This window comes from Skermanella mucosa (genome assembly GCF_016765655.2).
GTDB classification, from domain to species: Bacteria; Pseudomonadota; Alphaproteobacteria; order Azospirillales; family Azospirillaceae; genus Skermanella; species Skermanella mucosa.
In genome coordinates, this window is the sequence record NZ_CP086106.1 from 390,709 (window position 1) to 412,635 (window position 21,927).

General features: G+C 69.8%; 20 protein-coding genes. 10 read left to right on the forward strand and 10 right to left on the reverse strand.

The features are described 5' to 3' along the window. Positions 1–6: 6 nt before the first annotated feature. The 3 genes from ltrA to kynU form a co-directional block, all read right to left on the reverse strand. Complete coding sequence (ltrA, locus tag JL100_RS01800; protein WP_407696907.1) at positions 7–1,386, reverse strand: group II intron reverse transcriptase/maturase; 1,380 nt, start codon at positions 1,384–1,386, stop codon at positions 7–9. Positions 1,387–1,904: 518 nt separating this feature from the next. Then, entirely contained in the window at positions 1,905–2,741 is an 837-nt protein-coding gene (gene kynA / locus JL100_RS01805) for a tryptophan 2,3-dioxygenase (RefSeq protein ID WP_202684340.1), read from the reverse strand. A 37-nt stretch (positions 2,742–2,778) separates the two neighbouring features. Beyond that, positions 2,779–4,020, reverse strand: a complete 1,242-nt coding sequence (kynU, locus tag JL100_RS01810; RefSeq protein ID WP_202684342.1) for a kynureninase — start codon at positions 4,018–4,020, stop codon at positions 2,779–2,781. Positions 4,021–4,178: 158 nt separating this feature from the next. On the opposite strand from kynU, the gene JL100_RS01815 reads away from it, so the two are divergent. The 5 genes from JL100_RS01815 (at position 4,179) to JL100_RS01835 (ending at position 7,614) form a co-directional block, all read left to right on the forward strand. Continuing rightward, the gene (locus JL100_RS01815) at positions 4,179–4,571 is read left to right on the forward strand and encodes a group III truncated hemoglobin (RefSeq protein WP_202684344.1); all 393 of its coding nucleotides are present in this window, start codon (positions 4,179–4,181) and stop codon (positions 4,569–4,571) included. Positions 4,572–4,677: 106 nt separating this feature from the next. Continuing rightward, positions 4,678–4,968, forward strand: coding sequence for a PepSY domain-containing protein (locus JL100_RS01820; RefSeq protein ID WP_202684346.1), 291 nt, complete (start codon positions 4,678–4,680; stop codon positions 4,966–4,968). Then, a complete protein-coding gene (locus JL100_RS01825) occupies positions 4,968–5,552 on the forward strand; it encodes a cytochrome b/b6 domain-containing protein (protein WP_202684348.1) in 585 nt (194 codons plus the stop codon). The genes JL100_RS01820 and JL100_RS01825 overlap by 1 nt, the downstream gene beginning before the upstream one ends. Further along, positions 5,549–6,229, forward strand: coding sequence for a response regulator (locus JL100_RS01830; RefSeq protein ID WP_202684350.1), 681 nt, complete (start codon positions 5,549–5,551; stop codon positions 6,227–6,229). Before JL100_RS01825 ends, JL100_RS01830 begins: the two co-directional genes overlap by 4 nt. Continuing rightward, on the forward strand, positions 6,226–7,614 hold the full coding sequence (locus JL100_RS01835; protein WP_202684352.1) for a sensor histidine kinase: 1,389 nt from the start codon (positions 6,226–6,228) through the stop codon (positions 7,612–7,614). The genes JL100_RS01830 and JL100_RS01835 overlap by 4 nt, the downstream gene beginning before the upstream one ends. Here JL100_RS01835 and JL100_RS01840 read toward each other — a convergent pair. The 5 genes from JL100_RS01840 to JL100_RS01860 all read right to left on the reverse strand — a co-directional run bounded on the left by JL100_RS01840 (position 7,580) and on the right by JL100_RS01860 (position 12,603). Next, positions 7,580–8,686, reverse strand: a complete 1,107-nt coding sequence (locus tag JL100_RS01840) for a COX15/CtaA family protein (RefSeq protein WP_228421026.1) — start codon at positions 8,684–8,686, stop codon at positions 7,580–7,582. The two genes, JL100_RS01835 and JL100_RS01840, sit on opposite strands and share 35 nt — an antisense overlap. Before the next feature lie 137 nt (positions 8,687–8,823). After that, positions 8,824–9,276 carry a CBS domain-containing protein gene (locus tag JL100_RS01845; protein ID WP_202684354.1) on the reverse strand — a complete coding sequence of 151 codons (453 nt, stop codon included), beginning with the start codon at positions 9,274–9,276 and terminating at the stop codon, positions 8,824–8,826. Between the two features lie 148 nt (positions 9,277–9,424). Further along, on the reverse strand, positions 9,425–10,762 hold the full coding sequence (locus tag JL100_RS01850) for an HlyC/CorC family transporter (protein ID WP_202684356.1): 1,338 nt from the start codon (positions 10,760–10,762) through the stop codon (positions 9,425–9,427). Positions 10,763–10,823: 61 nt separating this feature from the next. Beyond that, positions 10,824–11,933, reverse strand: coding sequence for a 3-dehydroquinate synthase (aroB, locus tag JL100_RS01855; protein ID WP_228421027.1), 1,110 nt, complete (start codon positions 11,931–11,933; stop codon positions 10,824–10,826). 76 nt (positions 11,934–12,009) lie between these two features. Continuing rightward, positions 12,010–12,603 carry a shikimate kinase gene (locus JL100_RS01860; protein WP_202684359.1) on the reverse strand — a complete coding sequence of 198 codons (594 nt, stop codon included), beginning with the start codon at positions 12,601–12,603 and terminating at the stop codon, positions 12,010–12,012. A 289-nt stretch (positions 12,604–12,892) separates the two neighbouring features. Here JL100_RS01860 and JL100_RS01865 point away from each other — a divergent pair, with 289 nt between their 5' ends. The 3 genes from JL100_RS01865 (at position 12,893) to JL100_RS01875 (ending at position 16,295) form a co-directional block, all read left to right on the forward strand. Further along, entirely contained in the window at positions 12,893–13,033 is a 141-nt protein-coding gene (locus JL100_RS01865; RefSeq protein ID WP_202684361.1) for a hypothetical protein, read from the forward strand. Between the two features lie 67 nt (positions 13,034–13,100). Next, positions 13,101–14,078 (forward strand): site-specific tyrosine recombinase XerD, encoded by a 978-nt coding sequence (xerD, locus tag JL100_RS01870; protein WP_228421028.1) that lies wholly within the window; start codon positions 13,101–13,103, stop codon positions 14,076–14,078. A gap of 102 nt (positions 14,079–14,180) precedes the next feature. Continuing rightward, positions 14,181–16,295: an ATP-binding protein gene (locus tag JL100_RS01875; RefSeq protein WP_202684364.1), complete on the forward strand. Its 2,115-nt coding sequence runs from the start codon at positions 14,181–14,183 to the stop codon at positions 16,293–16,295. Here the strand turns inward: JL100_RS01875 and JL100_RS01880 are convergent. Continuing rightward, on the reverse strand, positions 16,282–16,959 hold the full coding sequence (locus JL100_RS01880; RefSeq protein WP_202684366.1) for an endonuclease III domain-containing protein: 678 nt from the start codon (positions 16,957–16,959) through the stop codon (positions 16,282–16,284). The genes JL100_RS01875 and JL100_RS01880 overlap by 14 nt on opposite strands. Before the next feature lie 45 nt (positions 16,960–17,004). After that, complete coding sequence (locus JL100_RS01885) at positions 17,005–18,174, reverse strand: pyridoxal-phosphate-dependent aminotransferase family protein (RefSeq protein ID WP_202684367.1); 1,170 nt, start codon at positions 18,172–18,174, stop codon at positions 17,005–17,007. 116 nt (positions 18,175–18,290) lie between these two features. On the opposite strand from JL100_RS01885, the gene JL100_RS01890 reads away from it, so the two are divergent. Both JL100_RS01890 and JL100_RS01895 read left to right on the forward strand, forming a co-directional pair. After that, positions 18,291–21,197 carry an FAD-binding and (Fe-S)-binding domain-containing protein gene (locus tag JL100_RS01890; protein ID WP_228421029.1) on the forward strand — a complete coding sequence of 969 codons (2,907 nt, stop codon included), beginning with the start codon at positions 18,291–18,293 and terminating at the stop codon, positions 21,195–21,197. Further along, on the forward strand, positions 21,194–21,868 hold the full coding sequence (locus JL100_RS01895; protein WP_202684371.1) for a GntR family transcriptional regulator: 675 nt from the start codon (positions 21,194–21,196) through the stop codon (positions 21,866–21,868). Before JL100_RS01890 ends, JL100_RS01895 begins: the two co-directional genes overlap by 4 nt. Positions 21,869–21,927 lie beyond the last annotated feature (59 nt).

The following is a 21,927-nucleotide window of genomic DNA, read 5'->3' on the forward strand; positions in this document are numbered from 1 at the left end:
CGCCCGTTACCGGGCGCCCCCCGCACAGAACCGGACGTGCCCGATTAAGGCATCCGGCTCCCACCTTGGGTGTTTGACGCGGAAGCGGTTTCCGGGCCAGGGATGGATGATGCGCGGCCGTGGTAGCCAGCAGTCGGCAAGGCGCGTGAGTTTATCCCACGGTGTCTTGTCCTTCTGGCTGCGCCGACGCAGCGCCCTCATCCACAGGACGCCGACATGGTAGCGCAGGTTGGCAAGGGCCCGGTAGTTGGTCGGGACGGCGAAGTAGGCGTAGAAGCCGCGCATCACCTGTCCCAACCACCGGCCTTGCTCCGGGATGCCCTGGTGCCAGCGCCGCCGGAGTTCCTCCTTGATTTCCTTGAGCTTGGCCTGCTTGCGCTGGCGCCGGGTCTGGCGTCGCAGCAGGAAGCCGCCACGCCGGGACCGCCCACAGATGTGGGTGAAGCCCAGGAAGTCGAAGGTCTCCGGTTTGCCCGCGCCGCGCTTGGCCCGGTCGGCAGTTGCCTGCCGGCCGAACTCGATCAGGCGGGTCTTGTCGGCGTTCAGTTCCAGGGCGAACCGCGCCAGGCGCTCCCGCAGGTCCGCGAGGAACCGCTCGGCGTCCGACCGGTGCTCGAACCCGACGACGGTGTCGTCGGCGTAGCGCACCATGACCATGGTCCCGGTCGCGTGGCGATGGCGCCACTGCCGGGTCCACAGGTCGTAGACATAGTGGAGATAGACGTTGGCCAGCAGTGGCGATGCCACCGCCCCTTGCGGGCTGCCGGCCGTCGCCGGCTGCCGTTTCCCCGTCTCGTCCACCACGCCTACCGTCAGCCACTTGCGGATCAGCCGCAGGACGCGGGCATCGCCGATCCGGTGTTCCAGGAACCGCATGATCCACATGTGGTCGATGCTGTCGAAGAACGCCCGGATGTCCGCATCCAGGATCCAGTTCACCCGGCACTCGCCGATCGCCACCGCCAACGCGTCGAGCGCGTCGTGCTGCCCCCGTCCCGGCCGGAAGCCGTAGGAGAAGCCGAGGAAGTCTTCCTCGTAGATGGCGTTCAGCACCTCCACCAGCGCCCGCTGGACGATCTTGTCCTCCAGTGCCGCGATCCCGAGCGGCCGCATCCGGCCGTCCGGCTTGGGAATGAAATGCCGGCGTGACGGGTGCGCCCGGTAGCGGCCGGAATGCACGCGGTCCTTCAGGTCCGCCAGCCGTTCCTCCAGCCCCTCCGCGTACTCCCGCCACGTCATTCCGTCCACACCCGGAGCCGCGTCCCGCTTCAATGCCCGATAGGCAAAGCGCAGCAGGTCGGTATCCACGTGCGTCAGAAGGGTGGTGAACCGCTCCTCCTTTCGCTCCCGTGCCGCTTGACGTATGCGCTCCAGCCCCGAGAGCACGGGTGCCCGGTCCTGAGCCCGGCCCGTGTGCGGCGGAGACGCATTCCCCTCGGCCCCACCCCTTCCCTCCACCGGCTCCGCGTCCGCGTTCGCCGACTTCACAGGTACTATGGATGGGTCTGACCTCTTCGGCGCGTGCGTCACCGGCTACGGCTCCTCGCCTTCCCGGTGCGGACCAGACGGCCATCGGCCTCTGGTCACGCCGAAGATCTCCCGGTTCCTGCGCAAGGAGCGTCCGCACATGCCAGGGTCTCTGACCACGCCGGACCGCCGGGGTGCTCGCATGACGCACCCCGCCGTATCGCCTTCCAGGCACAGAACCCTGTCGGCATCCGGGATCGAGATTCTTACGCGGCTCAATGGCTGGCCTATGCGCTCCCCTGTCAACGCTTCGCCGACAGCCTCACGACCGCCGCCGCATGACTCGGGGCCGGTGTGGGGCGCTACTCCTTCACCGTACAGGACTTTCACCCGCTACTCCTTGCCGGTCTCCCGGCGCTCTCTGTGTTCATCTGCGGCTAATTCAATTCGGTCCGCACCTCCCACAGTTCCGGGAAGAACGTCATGTCGAGCGCGCGGCGCAGATAGCCGACGCCGGCGGTGCCGCCGGTGCCGCGCTTGAAGCCGATGATCCGCTTTACCGTGGTCATGTGGCGGAACCGCCATTGCTGGAACCAGTCCTCCAGGTCGACCAGTTCCTCGCCGAGCTGGTAGAGGTCCCAGTGTTGCCGGGTGTTGCGGTAGATTTCCAGCCAGGCCGCGAGCACGGTCGGGTCGCTGCGGTGGGGAGTCGAGAGGTCGCGGTCCAGGACCTCCCGGGATATGGCGAAGCCGCGCCGGGCCAGAAGCCGGATCGTGGCGTCGTACAGGCTGGGGCCTTCGAGGGCGGCCTCGAGGGCGGCATGCAGGTCCTCGCGGTGGCGATGGGGCGCCAACATCGCGGCGCGCTTGTTGCCGAGCAGGAATTCCATCATCCGGTACTGGTGCGACTGGAAACCCGAGGACTGCCCGAGCCGGTCGCGGAACTTCAGGTAGTCGGCCGGGGTCAGGGTGGACAGGATGTCCCAGGACTGGATCAGTTGGCTCTGGATCCGCGAGACCCGGGCGAGGTTCTTGAAAGCCGGCTGGAGGTCGTCGCGCTCCAGCCCGGCGATGGTCGCCTGAAGCTCGTGGATCGCCAGCTTCAGCCATAGCTCGGTCGCCTGGTGGATCACGATGAACAGCATCTCGTCATGCTGGTCGGACACCGGCCTCTGGCAGGCCAGCAGGGGATCGAGCCCGAGATAGTCGCCGTAGCTCATGGCGCCGCTGAAGTCGGTGTGGGCGCCCGTATCCTCGTGGTCGGGATCTTCCATGAGGGTTTCTCCTTACCTTCGGGTCAGATGCCCTGATTCAGGTAACCGCGGCGCGGCGGTGGAATTCCGGGCGGTCCCACTCGCGGCCCTCCATCACGGCGCGCAGATGCTCGACCGCCCGCCACACGTCGGCATGGCCGACATAGAGCGGCGCGAAGCCGAAACGCAGGATGTCGGGCGCCCGGAAATCGCCGATCACGCCGCGCCGGATCAGCGCCTGCACGATGGCGTAGCCCTGCCCGTGGGCGAAGCAGACCTGGCTGCCCCGCCGTTCCGGGTCGGCCGGGGAGGCGAGGCGGAAACCATGGGCGCCGCAGCGGGCGGAGACCAGATCGGCGAACAGGGTGCCGAGCGCCATCGACTTGGCGCGCAGTTCGGCCATGTCTGCCTCCAGCATCAGGTCCACCCCGACCTCCAGTGCCGCCAGGCTGATCACCGGCGGCGTGCCGACCAGCATCCGGTCGAGGCCATCGGCGGGGCGGTAGTGTCCGTCGAAGGCGAAAGGGGCGGCGTGGCCCATCCAGCCCGACAGCGGCGGGGCCAGGGTGTCGTGGTGGCGGGCGGCGGCGAACAGGAAGGCCGGCGCGCCGGGGCCGCCGTTCAGGTACTTGTAGCCGCAGCCGACCGCGAAGTCGGCGCCGCAGCCGTTCAGGTCCACCGGCAGGGCGCCGGCGCTGTGGGCGAGGTCCCACAATGTCAGGGCACCGGCAGCCTGCGCCAGGCTGGTCACGGCGGCCATGTCGTGGATCCGGCCGCTGCGGTAATTCACGTGGGTCAGGGAGACCAGCGCCACGTCGTCGCCGATCGCGCCGGCCAGCTCGTCCGGACCGGCCAGCCGCAGCTCGTGACCCTGGCCGAGAAGATCGACCAGGCCTTGCGCGATGTAGAGGTCGGTCGGGAAATTGCCCGGCTCGGACAGGATGACCCGGCGGCCGGGGCGCAGCCGCAGCGCCGCCGCCATCAGCTTGAACAGGTTGACCGAGGTCGAGTCGGCGACCCTGACCTCGCCGGGGCCGGCGCCGACCAGCCGCGCGATCTTGTCGCCGACGCGCCGGGGCAGGTCGATCCAGTGGTGGGCGGTCCAGCTCCCGATCAGGTCGCGGCCCCATTCGGCCTCGACCACCGAGGCGACCCGCGCCGCCGTCGCCCGGGGCAGGGCGCCCAGCGAATTGCCGTCCAGGTAGATGACGCCCTCGGGCAGGGCGAAGCGGTCGCGGAACCGGGCCAGCGGGTCGGCGGCGTCAAGCGCCTCGCAGGCGGCGAGATCGATCTCCGGCATCAGCCGGCCCCTTCGGTTGTTTCCGGGCGTTGACGGCACACTGCACGATATCGGGAGCGGAAACCAGGGGGCGACCTAGCGACGCACAAAGATGCTTTCCATGTGCATGTTATCTCCCGCGGGCTAGGGTGGGAGCCGACCCGAGACCGGAGGAAGCCATGAGGTTCGACAGCATCACCGAAGAGACCATCGTCACCCTGGTGGACCGCTTCTACGCGCGCATCCGAGACGACGCGGAACTCGGCCCGGTGTTCGAGCGGGTCGTGGACGGCCACTGGGACCGGCATCTGGGCACCATGTACCGGTTCTGGTCCTCGGTCATGCTGAAGACCGGGACCTACCATGGCAGCCCGATGCAGGCCCACATGCGCATTCCCGGGATCGAGGCGGGGCTGTTCGCCCGGTGGCTGTCCCTGTTCGAGGAGACCGCCGCCGAACTGTTCGAGCCGCCGCAGGCCGAGCGCTTCCTGGAGCGGGCGAGGCGCATCGCGGAGAGCCTTCAGCTCGGCCTGTTCTTCCGGCCGGGTGCCGCGGCGGCCCTTTCCGCCTGAAGGTCCTGTTCCGTCAGGCTGCCGTCAGGCGGGGCGCCTAGGGTCTCCTTCATCGATCAACGGCGCGGACCATTCCGGTCCGCCGAAATCGGAAGGAGAACGCGTCATGAAGAAGCCCGTCCTGCTCGGCACCGCCACGCTCGCCCTCGCCCTCGCCCTGCTGGCCGGTCCGGCGTCGGCCGGTCCGAACTGCACCAAGGAACCCCGGGACAAGTGGCTTTCCGAAGCGGACATGAAGCAGAGGATCGCCGAGATGGGGTACCGGGACATCCGGACCTTCAAGACCACCAGCGGCAATTGCTACGAGATCTACGGCTACGACAAGGACGGCCGCAAGGCGGAGGTCTATTTCGATCCGATCGATGCCAGGATCGTCAAGGCGGAGGTCGACGACTGATGACGGGAACGGACATCGGCGGAGGCGTGGCCGGGGGAGCGGAGGGCGGCACCCGATACGGGACCGTCATGGTGTGGGACCCGGTCGTCCGCCTCTTCCACTGGGGGGTCGTGGCGGGGTGCGCCGCCAACCTCTTCATCGTCGAGGACGGCGGGCTGGCCCACGAGGTCATCGGCTATGCGGTCGCGGCGGTCCTGGCCGTCCGGATCGCGTGGGGCTTCGTCGGGACGCGCCATGCCCGCTTCGCCGACTTCGTGCCGACGCCGGCCCGGGTGGCCCGGTACGCCCTGCTCCTGCTGCGGGGGCGCGAACCCCGGCAGCTCGGCCACAATCCGGCCGCCGCGGTCATGATCATCACGCTGATGCTCCTGCTCGCCTCGGTCAGCGTCACCGGCTGGATGGCGACGCTCGACGCCTTCTGGGGACTCGAGTGGGTCGAGAAGCTTCACGAAGGCACGGCGGACGCGATACTCTGGCTGGCCCTGCTCCATGCCGCCGCGGCGATCTATGAGAGCGTGCGGCATCGCGAGAACCTGGTCTGGGCGATGGTCACCGGCCGGAAACGGGCCTGGGAACCGGAATGAGGCTTCTGCTCGTCGAAGACAACGAAAGGCTCGCCGGCCTGATGGCCGGCGGGCTCGCCCGCGCCGGATTCGCGGTGGACGCCTTCGGGTCCCTGGAGGAGGCGGACGCCGCCGTCGCCGCCGTGAACTATGACCTGATCGTGCTCGACCTGGGTCTGCCCGACGGGGACGGGCTGGCCTGGCTGAAGGGCTTCCGGGCTCGCAGCCGGGGAATCCCGGTCCTGGTCGCGACGGCGCGGGGCGGCTTGGACGACAGGGTGTCGGGCCTGGACACCGGGGCGGACGACTATCTGGTCAAGCCGTTCGAGATGGACGAGCTGCTGGCCCGCTGCCGGGCGCTGCTGCGCCGCCCCGGCTCCTGCCTCGCCACGATCCTGACGGAGGGCAACGTGGCCTTCGACACCGTCTCCCGCCGCATCAGCGTCGGCGGACGGGCGATCGACGCGCCGCGCCGGGAACTCGACCTGATCGAGATCCTGCTGCGCCGCGCCGGGCAGGCGGTGACGCGCCCGGTCCTGGAGGAAAGCCTCTACGGGTTCAACGACGAGGTGACGCCGAACGCGCTGGAAGCTCACGTCTCGCGGCTGCGGCGCCGGCTCGCCGAAGCCGGGGCCGACGCGTCGATCCATACCGTGCGGGGAGTCGGCTACCTGCTGCGGACCGAGGGAGCGGCGTGACCGGCCGGCTCGGCATCGGGGGACGGCGGCAGCGGCGGTCGGTGGCGCAGCTGATCACCGTACGACTGGTCGTGGTCGCGGTCCTCGTGATGGCGGCCCAGGTGGTCCTGGTCGCCTTCCATTATGGGCTGGACGGCAGCCGGCTGGGCCTGCGGGTCGCCGCGAGCGAGGCGCAGCGGCTGGCCGACCATGTCGCGCCGGGCGCCGACGGCCGCCCGGCCCTCGACCTGCCGGAAGAGCATGCCGGACGCTACCGGCGCCATCCCGATGCCTATGGATTCCGCATCGTCGACGGCCGGGGCGACGTCGTCGCCGGGATGAACGACGGTCTGTTCACGGTTCCGCTGCCGGAGCCCGCCACCGCACCCGACCTGTTCTGGCGCACCATCCCCGGCGGCGCGGGGCCGGTCCGCATCCTGGCGCAGCGATTCGACGCGATCGAGCCCGGTTTCCTGGTCTGCATCGCGATCGCCGCCGATCCGGACCATATCGGCTGGGGCGTGCTGGCGCACGAGGTGATGGACCATGTGGCGATCCCCATGGTGCCGCTGGCGCTGCTGCTCCTGGGCGTCAACGTGTTCGCGGTCCGGCGCACCCTGCTGCCGCTGGGGCGGGCCGCCGGGCAGGCCAGGAAGCTCGACGTGCGGCGCGGCGGCCTGCGCCTGGATGCGGGCGCGGATCTGCCGCGCGAGGTCCATGCGCTGGTCAGCGCGGTCAACGCGGCGTTGGGACGGGCCGACGAGGTCCTTCGATTCCAGCGCGACTTCACCGCCAACGTGGCCCATGAACTGCGCACGCCGCTGGCCGTCCTTCTCCTGGAACTGGACGGGATCGCAGGGCCGGCCGCGGCGGCCGCCAAGCGGGACGTGCAGGCGATGTCCCGGCTGGTCGATCAGCTCCTGCGGGTGGCGCAGCTGGAAGGGCTGAGCGCCGAACCGCCCGCCCGCGTCGACTTGGCCGAGGTGGGGCGCGAGACCGTCCGGCGGTTGGCCCCGCTGGCGGTGGACCAGGGCAGGGAGCTGGAGTTCCAGGACGACGGCGCCGCTGCCGTCGCGGGGCATCCCGACGCCATCGCGGGCGCCCTGCGGAATTTGGTGGAGAATGCCCTGCGGGCGGCGCCGCGCGGAACCGCCGTCACCGTGGTCGCCGGCCCGGGTGCTGCGATCGAGGTCCGCGACCGGGGACCGGGAATCGAACCGGCCCTGCGCGACGGCCTGTTCGACCGCTTCGCGCAGGGCGACAGGCGGACCCGCGGCGGCGCCGGCCTGGGCCTGGCGATCGTGGCCAAGACGATGGAGATCCATGGCGGCGGAGTCACCATCGCCGGGCGGCCCGGCGGCGGAAGCCGCGTCAGGCTGCTCTTTCCGGAGTGCCCGCCGCCCTGACCTCGTAGCGGAACCAGACCAGCAGGCCGATCAGGGTCAGGGCGCCGGCCTGGTGGGCGGCGGCGACCGGGATCGCGACGATGGTCAGAAGGGTCGCGACGCCCAGGGCGATCTGGAGCAGCATCATCGCGCCGGCGGCATAGGCCAGCTTGTGGCCGCGCGGGCTCAGGTCGGCCCGGACGGCGCGCCAGGACAGCGCCAGCACCACGATGCCGGTGGCGATGGCGAGCCAGCGGTGGGTGAACTGGACCGCCGCGTGGTTCTCCACCAGATTCAGCGGGGCCGGGTCGAGGAACCACATGTCGGACGGCACCAGCTGCCCGCCCATCAGCGGGAAGGTGTTGTAGATCATCCCGGCGTCCAGCCCGGCGACGAAGGCGCCCCAGGCAACCGTCACTGCAACGAAACCGAGAGCCAGCCCGGCGTGGCGCCTCAGGGACGGCGCCGCGGCGCTGCGGCCCGACAGCGGCTTCGGGTCGAGCAGCCCCAGGGCCACCCACAGCATCAGCGCGAAGATCAGGAAGGCGATGCCGAGATGGAGCGCCAGGCGGTAGTGGCTGACCGAGGGCCGGTCCACAAGGCCGCTGACCACCATGAACCAGCCGATGCCGCCCTGCAGTCCGCCCAGCACGAAAAGCCCGACCAGCTTGGGCATCAGGCCCTTGGGGATGCGCTTCGTCGCCCAGAACCACAGGAAGGGCAGCAGGAAGGCGAAGCCGATCAGCTGGCCCCACAGGCGGTGGAACCATTCCCAGAAGAAGATCAGCTTGAACTCGTCCAGCGACATGCCGGCATTGACGTAGCGGTATTCCGGCGTCGCCCGGTACAGGTCGAACACGCGGTTCCACTCGCCTTCGGACAGCGGCGGCAGCATGCCGATCAGGGGTTTCCACTCGACCATGGACAGGCCCGACTCGGTCAGCCGGGTGATGGCGCCGATCACCGCCATGGCGAACACCATGCCGCAGCAGAACAGCAGCCATACCGCGATGGCCCGGGCGTGACGGGATACCGCGGGCGATGCCGCCGCGGAGGGCGCCGCATGCCGGGGCGCCGGATATGTCAGGGACAAGGCTCCAACCCAATCTGATTATTCAAGGATGCTCTGCACCACCGCTCTATGTGGCGCGCGGCGCCGCCGCGTCAAACATCCGAGGGGATGCCGCATGCGGCCGGAAGTCGCATGCGGCATCCCGAAGCACCCTGGGTTCAGGCGCCGATCGAGTAATCCTGCCCGAAGATGAACGAGTCGCGCTCCTTGATCTCCTGTTCGAGCTGGGCATGCACGGCCGCGTACAGGTCGCGGATGGAGACGATGCCGACCACGGCCCCGTCGCGCAGCACGGGCAGGTGGCGGTAATTGTGCCTGCGCATCAGGTCGAGCGCCTCGATCGCCATGGCGTCGGGCGGCAGGGTGTCCGGACCGGCGGTCATGACATGATGCAAAGGAGTGGTGTTCGGGTCGAGATCCTGGGCCACGACGCGGGTGACCAGGTCGCGTTCGGTGAAGATCCCCTTCAGGCCGTTCCCCTCCATCACCAGCACGGCACCCACCCGGCGCTCGGCCATCGCCTTGACCGCCGCGCCGACCATGTCATCAGGCTTGAACGAAATGACTTCCTGTTCCCGGACCACGTCCGGGACCAATTTACGCTTCGGCATTATCCCTATCCCTCTCCACCTGCGGACGGATCTGTCCGGGTCCGGCCTCTCCGCCAGAACCCCGGACGGAAAGTTTCGAGCAACTATACGCAATCTTGAATAAAATTTTTCGCGTAATTGCGATTTTGGCAGGATCGTGCGCGAGTGGTCAAGCCGAAGCGGAAGCGGCGGCGTCCCCGCGGTCGCGCCTCGTTTCGTCGTCGTCGGCGTCCTCGGCCGGCGGGGTGATCCGGAGCGCCGTGATCTGGTTGCGCTGGCGGCGCAGCACCTCGAAGCGGAAGCCGTAGAAGGTGAAGGTCTGGCCGACCTCCGGGATGCGGCGCGCCTCGTACAGGACCAGCCCGGCGATGGTCGAGGCCTCCTCGTCGGGCAGCCGCCACTCGAACTCGCGGTTCAGGTCGCGGATGGTCACCCAGCCGTCCACGATGTAGGTCCCGTTGGGTTGCGGGCGGACGCCGGCCACCGCGATGTCGTGCTCGTCGGAGATGTCGCCGACGATCTCCTCCAGGATGTCCTCCAGGGTCACGATACCCATCAGGGAGCCGTACTCGTCCACCACGAGCGCGAAATGCTCGCGCCGGCGGCGGAACTCCTGGAGCTGGTCGAACAGGGTCGTGGTGTCGGGGATGAACCAGGGATCGGCGGCGATGGCGCCGATGTCCAGCTTGTCCAGGTCGCCGGCGTTCGCCTGGACCTCGCGCAGCAGCGCCTTGGCGTGCAGGACGCCGACGATGTTGTCCGGCTCGTCGCGCCACAGCGGCAGGCGGGTGAAGGGGCTCTCCAGGACTTCCTGGACGATCCGGGCCGACGGCTGGCCGACGTCGATCGTCACCAGGTTGCGCCGGTGGGTCATGATCTCCATCACCTCGACGTCGGCGAGGTCCAGGATCGAGCGCAGCATGGCGCGCTCGTGCCTGACCTCCTCCTCGTCGCCGGGGTCTTCGCCCCGGTGCAGCTCGATGGCGCCGCGCAGCTCGTCGATGTTGGACTGCACGCCGACATTCTCGATCCCCGAGCCGAACGCCCGGAGCACCGCGCTGACCAGGACGTTGACCGCCGCGGTGACCGGCGAGAACAGCATCACCAGGAACCGCACCGGCCGGCCGACGAAGAGCGCCATGGTCTCGGCGTGGCGCAGGGCGTAGGTCTTGGGCAGCACCTCGGAGAAGATCAGCACCATCAGCGTCATGCCGAGCGTGGCATAGGCCACGCCGGCGTCGCCGACGAGCTGGATCAGGACGCTGGTCGCCAGCGAGGAGGCCAGGATGTTGACCGTGTTGTTGCCTAGCAGCAGCCCGCCGATCAGCTTCTCCTTGTCGTCGCGCAGGCGGTTGACCACGGCGGCGCGTCGGTCGCCCTCGTGTTCGAGCTGGTGCATCCGCGCCTTGGACGCGGCGGTCAGCGCCGTCTCCGACCCGGAGAAGAAGGCCGACATCACCAGCAGGGCGAGGATCGCTCCGATGGTCAGCCAGAGCGTCAGGTCCATGATTGCGAGGCCTCGGTAACGGATGGGGGAGGGGGTGCGGGGAGGGGGTGCTGGTTGGCGTTCAGCGGGCCTGGTCCAGTACCGCCGCGACCTCCCGCCCGTCGATGTCGCGGGCGGTGAAGGCCTGGCCGATGCCGCGCGCCAGCACGAAGGTGATCCGGCCGTCCTGGACCTTCTTGTCCTTCGCCATATGGCCCAACAGTTCCTGCGTGTCCCATGTCACGCCCGCGACCTGGCCGAGCCGGGTCGGCAGGCCGATGCGGTCCAGATGGCGCCGCACCCGGGCGGGAACTTCGGCGTCGCAGTATCCCAGGCGCGCGGAGAGGTCGAACGCCAGTCCCATGCCCAGCGCCACGCCCTCGCCGTGGAGCAGCCGGTCGTCGTAGCCGACCGCCGCCTCCAGGGCGTGGCCGAAGGTGTGGCCGAAGTTCAGCAGCGCGCGGCGGCCCGATTCGCGCTCGTCCTGGCCCACGATGGCGGCCTTGGCGGCGCAGCTCACGGTCACTGCCCGGACCAGCGCCTCCGGTTCGCCGGCGCAGACCGCTGCGCCGTGCTCCTCCAGCCAGGCGAAGAAGCCGGCGTCGTCGATCAGCCCGTACTTCACCACTTCGGCATATCCCGCCAGCATGTGGCGGCGGGACAGGGTGGCGAGCGCCCCGGTGTCGGCCAGCACCAGGCGGGGCTGGTGGAAGGAGCCGACCAGGTTCTTGCCCTGGCGGGTGTTGATCCCGGTCTTGCCGCCGACCGAGCTGTCGACCTGGGCCAGCAGGGTGGTGGGGACCTGGACGAAGTCGAGCCCGCGCAGCGCCACGGCCGCCGCGAACCCGGCGAGGTCGCCGATCACGCCGCCGCCCAGCGCCACCAGCATGGTGGACCGCTCGATCCCGCGCCCGAGCAGATCGTCGAGCAGGGCTTCCAGATGGACGAAGCTCTTGGTCTTCTCCCCCGCCGGCAGGACGATCGCCGGGCCGTTGCGCCGGACGCCGGCCTCGTCGAGCGAGGCTTCGAGGGCCGGCAGGTGGAGCGGGGCCACGGTGTCGTCGGTCACCACGACGACCGGCCGCCGGCCGGCCAGGGCGGAGATCCGCGCGCCGGCCCCGGCGATCACGCCCGGACCGATCACGATGTCGTAGCTTCGCTCGGCCAGATCGACCCGGACGATGTCCCGCATTGTGTCAGTCTTTCCCATAAATCCAGCCCAAGAATTCCAGCCCGGGGATCCAGCCCCGGGGACCTGAATCGCCGGTTCAGTCGCCGTCCGCCAGGGTGACGCCGGGATAGGTGTCGAGCGCCTTCAGCACGCGCTCGACCGTTTCCTCCGGCGGGGCGTCGATGCTGTCCACGGTGATGTCCGCCTCCGCGTAGACCGGATATCTCAGGTCGATCAGCCGGCCCAGTATCTCGCGCGGGTTGCCCTGCTTGAGCAGGGGCCGGTTGCTTCGCCGGGAGGTCCGGGCCAGCAGCACGTCCAGTTCGGCGCGCAGCCAGACCGAGATGCCGTGGCTGCGGATCAGGGCGCGGGTCTCGGGGTCCATGTAGGCGCCGCCGCCCGTGGCCAGGATGTGCGGCGGGTTGTCCTGGAGCAGGCGCCCGATCACCCGCCGCTCCCCGGCGCGGAACTCGGCCTCGCCGAACTGCTCGAAGATCTCCTCGATGGTGCGGCCGGCGGCGGTCTCGATCTCGTTGTCGGCGTCGCGGAAGGGCAGGTGCAGCCGCGCCGCCAGCCGGCGCCCGATGCTCGTCTTTCCGGCCCCCATCAGGCCGACCAGCACCACGGTCCGGGGCACCACGAGGCGGGGGACCGCCGAGTGCGGCGAGGCGACAGACTGATGGGCGTTCATGGAACGGACGCGGCCTTCTGCGAACAGGATTGACAGTTGGTTATATTGCGCTGCGACGATGCCATCGGTACAGTATAGCGTCTTCAACCTTTGGGCAGGGGAAGATCCGCCGGCCGATCCGCGAGGGAAGGGCCCGGGATCCCGAACCGACCGCCCGCGGGTCCGGACTGTGCCTAAAAAAGGCCATGGTGTTCCTTAACACAAGGCATTTCGTCTTCTCCAGACCAATGACGGTGCCGTGGCTCGCTCTCGCAACCGCCCGTACTCGGGCTCATCCTCGACTGGTATCATGTCCCGCTTGCTCAGCGTCCTGATCGTTCTCGTCCTGCTGGTCGCCGCCGGCGGATCGGTATTCCTGGCCACCTGGGACATCCCGGCGCCGTCCAGGACGGTGGAGCGCGTCATTCCCGATGACCGTTTCCCCCGCTGAGCGGCCGAGCCGCCGACCCATGCGCTGATTTGCCGCGCCCCTGTTCACCGTAGCGGAAAGCATGCCCATGGCACGTCCCGGACGCCCCCGAAAACCCAAGACGCTGGCGTCGCCGCGCGTCGAGGCCTTCCTCGACATGCTGGTGGCCGAGCGCGGCGCCGCGCACAACACGCGCCAGGCCTATGAACGGGACCTGATCGACGCGGCGTCATGGCTGTCAAAGCGCGGCACCGGCCTCGACGGCGCCGGCACCGACGACCTGAGGGGATATCTCGACCATCTCAGCGGGCTGGACGGCGGGACCGCGGTCCGCACGATCGCCCGGCGGCTGTCGGCGCTTCGGCAGTTCTACCGGTTCCTGTGCTCGGAGGGGCTGCGCACCGACGATCCGGCGGCGACCATCGACAGCCCCAAGCAGGGCCGCCCGCTGCCCAAGATCCTGACCGAGGTCGAGGTCGAGACGCTGCTGGCGGCGGCCCAGCGCCGCGGCGGCCCGGACGGCATCCGGCTGGTGGCGCTGCTGGAAGTGCTCTACGCCACCGGCCTGCGCGTGTCGGAACTGGTCGGGCTGCCGCTGACCGGCATCGCGCGGGACGCCCGCTGCCTGATCGTCAAGGGCAAGGGCGGCAAGGAGCGCATGGTGCCCCTGTCCGAGCCGGCGCGCGAGGCGCTGTCCGCCTACATGCCGCTGCGCAAGGCCTTCATGGTGCCGGGGCGGGAGCAGCGCCAGGCCGGGTTCCTGTTCCCGTCCCGCACGTCGGAGGACGGGCACCTGACCCGCCAGCGCTTCGCCCAGCTGCTCAAGGAACTGGCGATCGACGCCGGGATCGAGCCGCGCAAGGTCAGCCCCCACGTGCTTCGCCACGCCTTCGCGACCCATCTGCTGGACCATGGCGCCGACCTGCGCAGCGTCCAGAAGATGCTGGGCCACGCAGACATCGCGACGACCCAGATCTATACCCATGTGGTCGGCGACCGCCTGAGGCGAGTCGTCAACGACCACCACCCCCTCGCGCGGCAAAAGAAACTCGCCGGCGCCGACTGAGCGTCCTTCGGGCGATTCGAACGATATCGACTGTTCTTTTCCGATCCTTTGGCGCTTTCGTTTGTTTGCTGTACGGACAGGGATGGAAACGAGGAAGACTCCATGACCGGGAGGGCGGAGCAGCGCCTGGAGAAGACCAACGCCCGCCTGCGATGTCTTTCGGAGGCGATGGAGCGGATCCAGTCGGCCGGGTCGCGCGACGCGGTCATGAGCTCGATCCGCGAGGCCGCCGGCCAGCTCTGCGGAGCCGATGGAGTGGCGGTCGTCCTTCGGGCCGGCGACCAGTGCCATTACGTAGACGAGCATGCCATCGGCCCGCTTTGGCGTGGGCAGCGGTTTCCGCTGGAGTCCTGCATCTCCGGGTGGTCCATGCTGAACGGGCGGACCGCCGTGGTCCCCGATGTCTACCGGGACGACCGCGTTCCCGCAGAACCCTACCGCCCGACTTTCGTCAGGAGCCTGATCACCGTTCCGATCGGGCGGGATGACCCCGACTCGGCGGTCGGGGTCTACTGGTCCGAGGTCCGGACCCCGGACGCTGAGGAGGTCGCCGCGTTGGAGACCCTGGCCCGCGCGGCCGCGACGGCGCTTCGCGGGATCGGGCTGTTCCAGTCGCTCAGTGCCGCGAAGGACCAGGCCGAACGGTCCCACGCGCAGGCGCTGGCGGGGCTCGCCGAGCGGGAGAAGGCCGAAGCCGCGCTGCGCACCAGCGAGGCGCGCTTCCGCACCCTGAGCGAGGCGATTCCCCAGCTCGTCTGGACGGCGGTCGGCCAGGGAGACTGGACCTGGGCCAGCCGCCAGTGGATCGCCTTCACCGGGCAGGACGGCGCCGACGCGCTCCATTGGGGATGGCTTGAACCTGTCCATCCGGACGACCGCCCGGCGACCCGTGCCGCCTGGAAGGCGGCGTCGCGGCAGGGCTTCCTGGACATCGACCATCGGCTCCGGCGGAACGACGGCGAATTCCGCTGGTTCCAGACCCGGGCCCTGCCGGTCCGCGGCGACGGCGGCGATATCGCCCAGTGGTGCGGCACCAGCACCGACGTGAGCGCCCTGAAGGAGGTCGAGGCCGCCATGCGGCAGGCGCGCGACGAGGCGGAGAGGGCCAACCGCGCCAAGTCGCATTTCCTGGCGACCGCCAGCCACGACCTTCGCCAGCCCGTGACGGCTGCGTGCCTCTACATGGACCTGCTGAACCGCCGCCTGACGGACCCGGACGCCAGGGCGCTGTCCGACATGGTGGAGCTGTCGCTGCACGGCCTGCGCGGCCTGCTCAACGGCCTGCTGGAGCTTGCCCGCCTGGAGGCCGGCGTCGTCCGGCCGGAGGTGTCGGCCTTCCCGCTGGACGCTCTCCTCCAGCGGCTCGCCGGCGAGTTCGCCGGGCAGGCCCGGGCGACCGGGCTGAGGTTCGAGGTCTCGGCGACGCCGGCCATGGTCCTGACCGACCGGATGCTGTTGGAGCTGATCCTGCGGAACCTGATCGGCAACGCGCTGAAATACACGGTTCGGGGCGGCATCCTGGTGGAAGCCGCCGACGAGGACGGCGACATCGTCAGGATCGACGTGCGCGATACCGGCCGGGGCATCCCGGCGGACCAGCTCGCCCGGATCTTCGACGATTATTACCAGGGCGGCGATCCGGCGGCCCTGACGGGGGGATTCGGCATCGGCCTCGCCACGGTCCGGCGGATCGCCGACATGCTCGGGCTGAGGATCGGCGTGAGATCCAGGGTCTCGCACGGATCGACCTTTTCGGTCCGGGTGCCGCGGGCGGATGCGGCGTCGGTCCGGCCCGCGGCGGTCCCGGCCCCGGAAGCCGGGGAGCTGCGGCCGTGCTCCGTCCTGATGGCCGAGGACGATCCCATCATCGCCGCCGCCCTGCTCATGGAGATGCGGGAATGGGGCCTGGAGGTCACCAGGGTCTCGGGCCTGGGCGAGCTTCGCGCCTGCATCGCCGGGCGCGGGTCGGCATTCGACCTGATCGTCTCGGATTACCGGCTCGGCGACGGCAGCGGTTTCGAGGCGGTCGCCGCGGTCCGGGAGAAATGGCCGATCCCGGCGATACTCCTGACCGGGGATACCGCGCCGGAGGTGCTCCGGCGGGCCGACCAGGAGGGTATCCGGCTGCTCCACAAGCCGCTCGCGGGGGCGGATCTCAAGCAGGCCATCGCCGGATTGCTGGATGCCGGGCCGCCGGGGGCGGTCAGCGCGGAGTGACCACGCCGACCTGGCGGCACATGGACAGCAGCGGGCAGGCCGTGCATTTCGGGCGGGCCGCCGTGCAGACGAACTTGCCGAACGGAACCAGGCGCTCGTTGATCTCGATCCAGTAGCGTTCGGGCAGCTTCCTTTCCAGTTCCCGCATGGTGCGTTCCGGGGCCGTGGTCGCGACATAGCCCCAGCGGTTGGCGATGCGGTGGACATGGACGTCGACCGCCACCGCAGGGCGGCCGAAACCCACCGCGAGCGTCAGGGCCGCGATCTTGGGGCCGACGCCGCGGAACGCGGTCAGCGCCTCCAGGCTGCCGGGGACCTCGCCCCCATGTTCCCCGACGATCCGCCGGGCGATCTCCTTCAGGTCGCGGGCCTTGGGCTCTGGGAACGTGGCACCGTCGAGCAGGGCGGCGAGCCGGTCCTCGGGCAGGCGCACGAAGTCCTCCGGGGTGCGCGCCTCGGCGAACAGCCGCAGGCAGACCACCACCGTCGTCTCGTCGCGGGTGCGGGCGGAGATCAGGCTGCCGACGAGCTGCTCGAACGGCGTGCCGTAGCCCCGGTCGCGCAGGTCGAACATGGCAGCCTTGGGCAGGCCGGACACCGCCCGGCGCAGCCGCTCGAACACCGCGTCGATATCGATCGGTTCCTTGTCGTCCCTGTCCGCCATGGAAGCCCAACCGCCCGGCGGGCGGCCGGGTTCCCCGCATCGGCGTCAGGCGTTGCCGGTCAGGTACTCCATCGCCGCCTGGACGCCGCCCCGCTCGACCGGCACGCCGTGGGTCACCAGGCCCATCTCGACGCCGGACAGGGTCGCGCACAGCATCAGGTCGTTGAAGGAGCCCAGGTGGCCGATGCGGAACACCTTGCCCTTCAGCCGGCCCAGCCCGTTGCCGAGCGACATGTCGAACCGCTCCAGGATGGTTTGGCGCAGCGCGTCGGCATCGACCCCGTCGGGCACCATGACGGCGGTCAGTGAGCTGGAATATTCCCGCGCGTCCGCCGCCAGGACCTCCAGGCCCCAGGCGCGGACGGCCCGGCGGGTCGCCTCGGCATGGCGGTCGTGGCGGGCGAAGACGTTGTCCAGCCCTTCCTCCATAAGCATGTCGATGGCGGCGTCCAGACCGAACAGCAGGTTGGTCGCGGGCGTGTAGGGGAAGTAGCCGGTCCCGTTGACGGAGATCATTGCCTCCCAGTCCCAGTAGGAGCGGGGCAGGCGGGCCGACTTGGCCGCCGCGCGGGCCTTGTCGCTGACGGCGTTGAAGCTGAGGCCGGGCGGCAGCATCAGCCCCTTCTGCGAGCCGCCGACCGTGACGTCCACGCCCCACTCGTCATGGCGGTAGTCGATCGAGCCCAGGGAGGAGATGGTGTCCACCAGGAACAGCGCCGGATGGCCGGCGCGGTCGATCGCGGCCCGGATCTCCGGGATGCGGCTGGCGACGCCGGTCGAGGTCTCGTTGTGGACGACGCAGACCGCCTTGATGGCATGTTCGCGGTCCTCGGCGAGCCGCGCCTCGATCGCGGCGGGGTCGGCGCCGTGGCGCCAGTCGCCGGGCAGGAACTCCGGTTCCAGCCCCAGGCGGGCCGCCAGTTCGCGCCACAGGCTGGCGAAATGCCCCGTCTCCGCCATCAGGACGCGGTCGCCGGGGGAGAGGGTATTGACCAGCGCCGCTTCCCAGGCGCCTGTTCCCGACGCGGGATATATGACCACCGGCGACGCCGTGCGGAAGATCCCCTTGATGCCGTCCAGCACCTTCGCGCCGAGCCGGCCGAAATCCGGCCCGCGATGGTCGATGGTCGGGTGGTCGATCGCCCGCAGGATGCGGTCCGGGACGTTGGTCGGGCCGGGGATCTGAAGGAAGTGACGTCCGCTGTGCGCCGGCATGGCGGCTCCTCTCTTATGAATCGATGGTTTCCTCGCCTGCAATGCATTATACATTGATAATTATGAATGCAAAATCAAAACGGGATCCAGCCCGCCGGGCCGGGGGAGAGAAGCTGGTGCGTGACACGGGACTTGCCAGGAGACTGCAGGGCGCGATCGAGGGCGAGGTGCTGTTCGGTGCCTTCGACCGGGGGCGCTATGCCACCGACGCGTCGATCTACCAGGTCCAGCCGATCGGGGTGGTGGTACCGCGCACGGTCGCGGACGTCGCGGCGACCCTGGAGATCGCCCGGGAGCAGGGCGTGCCGGTGCTGCCGCGCGGCGGCGGCACCTCCCAGAACGGCCAGACCGTCGGCGAGGCGCTGGTCGTCGATGTCAGCCGGCACCTGAACGCCATCGCGGAGTTCGACGCGGAGTCGCGCCGGGTGGCGGTGGAACCCGGCATCGTGCTGGACAGGCTCAATGGTTTCCTGCGGAAGAACGGCCTGTTCTTCCCGGTCGAGCCGTCCACCGCCAGCCGCTGCACGATCGGCGGCATGACGGGCAACAATTCCTGCGGCGCGCGCTCGCTCCGCTACGGCAAGATGGTCGACAACGTGCTGTCGATCGACGCGATCCTGCCCGACGGGGAAGCGATGCGCTTCGGCCCTGTGCCGGGCAACCCCGACGCCGCCGCCGGCTCGCCCGGGTTCCTGGACCTGGTGCGGCGGGTCCGCGCCGTGGCGGGGCGGGAGGCGGCGGAGGTCGAAGCCCGCTTCCCCAAGGTCCAGCGCCGGGTCGGCGGCTACAACCTGGACAGCGTGGTGCCGGGCGACGGCCTCGGCGGCAACAACATGGCCCACCTGCTGGTAGGGTCCGAAGGCACGCTGGCCTTCACCACGCGGGTCGAGCTGGAGGTCCAGCCGGTGCCGACGCACCGGGTGCTGGGCGTCTGCCATTTCCCGACCTTCCGCTCGGCGATGGTCGCGACCCGGCATCTGGTGGAACTGGGGCCGGTCGCGGTCGAGCTGGTGGACCGCAACATCATCGAGCTGGGCCGCGCGATCCCGCAGTTCAACGCGACGCTCGGCAGGTTCGTGCGCGGCGAGCCCGATTCGCTGCTGCTGGTCGAGTTCGCCGGCGCCGACCGGGACGCGCTGGTCCGCGAGCTGAAGCGGCTGGACCAGGCCATGGCCGACCTGGGTTTCCCCGACGCTGTGGTGGAGGTGGTCGACCCGGTGCAGCAGCGCTCGATCTGGGAGGTGCGCGAGGCCGGGCTGAACATCATGATGTCCATGAAGGGTGACGGCAAGCCGGTCTCCTTCATCGAGGACTGCGCGGTGCCGCTGGAGCATCTGGCCGACTATACCGATGAGCTGAACGAGGTCTTCGCCCGGCACGGCACGACCGGGACCTGGTACGCCCATGCCTCCGTCGGGTGCCTGCATGTCCGCCCGATCCTGAACCTGAAGGAGGCCGACGGCGCGCGCAGGATGCGGGCCATCGCGGAGGAGGCCTTCGCGCTGGTGCGGGCCTACAAGGGGTCCCATTCGGGCGAGCACGGCGACGGGATCTCCCGCTCGGAATTCCACGAGAGCATGTTCGGCACGCGGCTGGTCCGGGCCTTCGAAGAGATCAAGGACACCTTCGACCCGAAGGGAATGATGAACCCGGGCAAGATCGTCCGGGCGCCGCGCATGGACGACCGGACGCTGTTCCGCTACGGCCCGGATTACGCGCCCCAACCCCTGGAGCCGGCGCTGGACTGGTCCGAGTGGGGCGGCTGGTCGCGCGCGATCGAGATGTGCAACAACAACGGCACCTGCCGGAAGTCCAACCCCGGGGTGATGTGCCCGTCGTTCAGGGCAACCCGGGACGAAAAGCACGTGACGCGCGGGCGGGCCAACTCGCTGCGGCTGGCGCTGACCGGCCAGCTCGGGCCGGACGCCCTGGTCTCGGACGAGATGTACGAGACCATGGACCTGTGCGTGAGCTGCAAGGGCTGCAAGCGCGAATGCCCGACCGGCGTCGACATGGCGCGGATGAAGATCGAGTTCCTGCACCACTACCGCAAGCGCCACGGCCTGCGGCCGATGGACAGGCTGGTCGCGTTCCTGCCGCGCTACGCCGCCAAGGCGGCCCGGCTGGGCGGCATAGCCGGCCTGCGCGACCGGGTGCCGGCGCTGGCCCGGCTGAGCGAGCGGATGCTGGGCTTCAGCGCCCGGCGCAGCCTGCCGGCGTGGCGGCGCGACTGGTTCCGGGCTGACGAGACCGGGCGCAATCCCGGCGGGCCGGAGGTCGTGCTGCTGGCCGACACCTTCGACACCTATTTCGAGCCGGAGAACCTGCGGGCGGCGCGGGCCGTGCTGGAGGCCGGCGGCTACCGGGTGCGCACCGCGCGTGCCGGCGGAGAGAGCCGGCCTCTGTGCTGCGGGCGGACCTTCCTGGCCTCAGGGCTGGTTGAGGAGGCGCGGGCCGAGGCCCGGCGCACGGTCGCGGCGCTGGCCCCCTTCGTGGCGCGCGGCGTCCCGGTGATCGGGCTGGAGCCGAGCTGCCTGCTGACGCTCCGCGACGAGTTCAAGGCGCTGCTGCCGGGGGAGGATACCGACGCGCTGGCCGGACAGGCGCTGCTTCTGGAGGAGTTCCTGGCGCGGGAGGACGCGGCGGGCCGGCTGAAGCTGCCGCTGAAACCCTTGGCGGAGAAGCGCGCGCTGGTCCACGGCCACTGCCACCAGAAGGCTTTCGGTGCCATGGGCTCTGTCGAGAAGGCCCTGCGGCTGGTGCCGGGGCTGGAGGTCGAGGTCATCGACAGCGGCTGTTGCGGCATGGCGGGGGCTTTCGGCTTCGACGCGAAGCATTATGATGTGTCCATGAAGATGGCCGAGCTTTCCCTCCTGCCGGCGGTCCGGGCGGCCGACGCGGAGACCCTGATCGTCGCCGACGGCACCAGCTGCCGTCACCAGATCCACGACGGCGCCCGGCGCTCCGCGATCCATGTCGCGCGGGTGCTCGAACGGGCGCTTGGGCAGGAGGCACGGGCATGACCGACGCGCTTATGGAACCGGCCGGCCGGATCGCGCGGCGCTCGCTCCACGACGAGGTGGTCGAGCGGGTGCGCGGGCTGGTGCTGGAGGGCGAGCTGGCGCCGGGCAGCCGGGTGCCGGAAAAGCAGCTGTGCGAGCAGTTCGGCATCTCGCGCACGCCGCTGCGCGAGGCGCTGAAGGTGCTGGCCTCCGAAGGGCTGCTGGAGTTGCTGCCCAACCGCGGCGCCGTGGTGACCAAGCTGACCGCCCGCGACGTGGACGAGATGTTCGAGGTGATGGGCGCGCTGGAGGCGCTGTCAGGCGAACTGGCCTGCGCCCGGATCGGCGACGCCGGCATATCCTCGATCCGCGCCCTCCACGAGCGCATGGTCGAGCATTACCGGCGGGGCGAGCTGCCGGATTATTTCCGGCTGAACCAGCGCATCCACGAAGGCATCATGGACGCCTCCGGCAATGCCACGCTGCGCACCCTTTACGACGGCCTCGCCACCCGCATCCGCCGCGCCCGCTACATGGCGAACATGTCGGACGCCCGGTGGAAGCAGGCGGTGGACGAGCACGAGGAGATCCTGGCGCTCCTGGAGCGCCGCGACGGCGTCGGGCTGGGAGCGGCGCTGCGGCGGCACCTGAGCAACAAATGCGAGGTCGTGAAGGCGGCGTTCACGGATTAGGATCACAGAGGGAATATCCCTGTCCATCCGCGTTCATCTGTGGACTATGGAACGAGAAA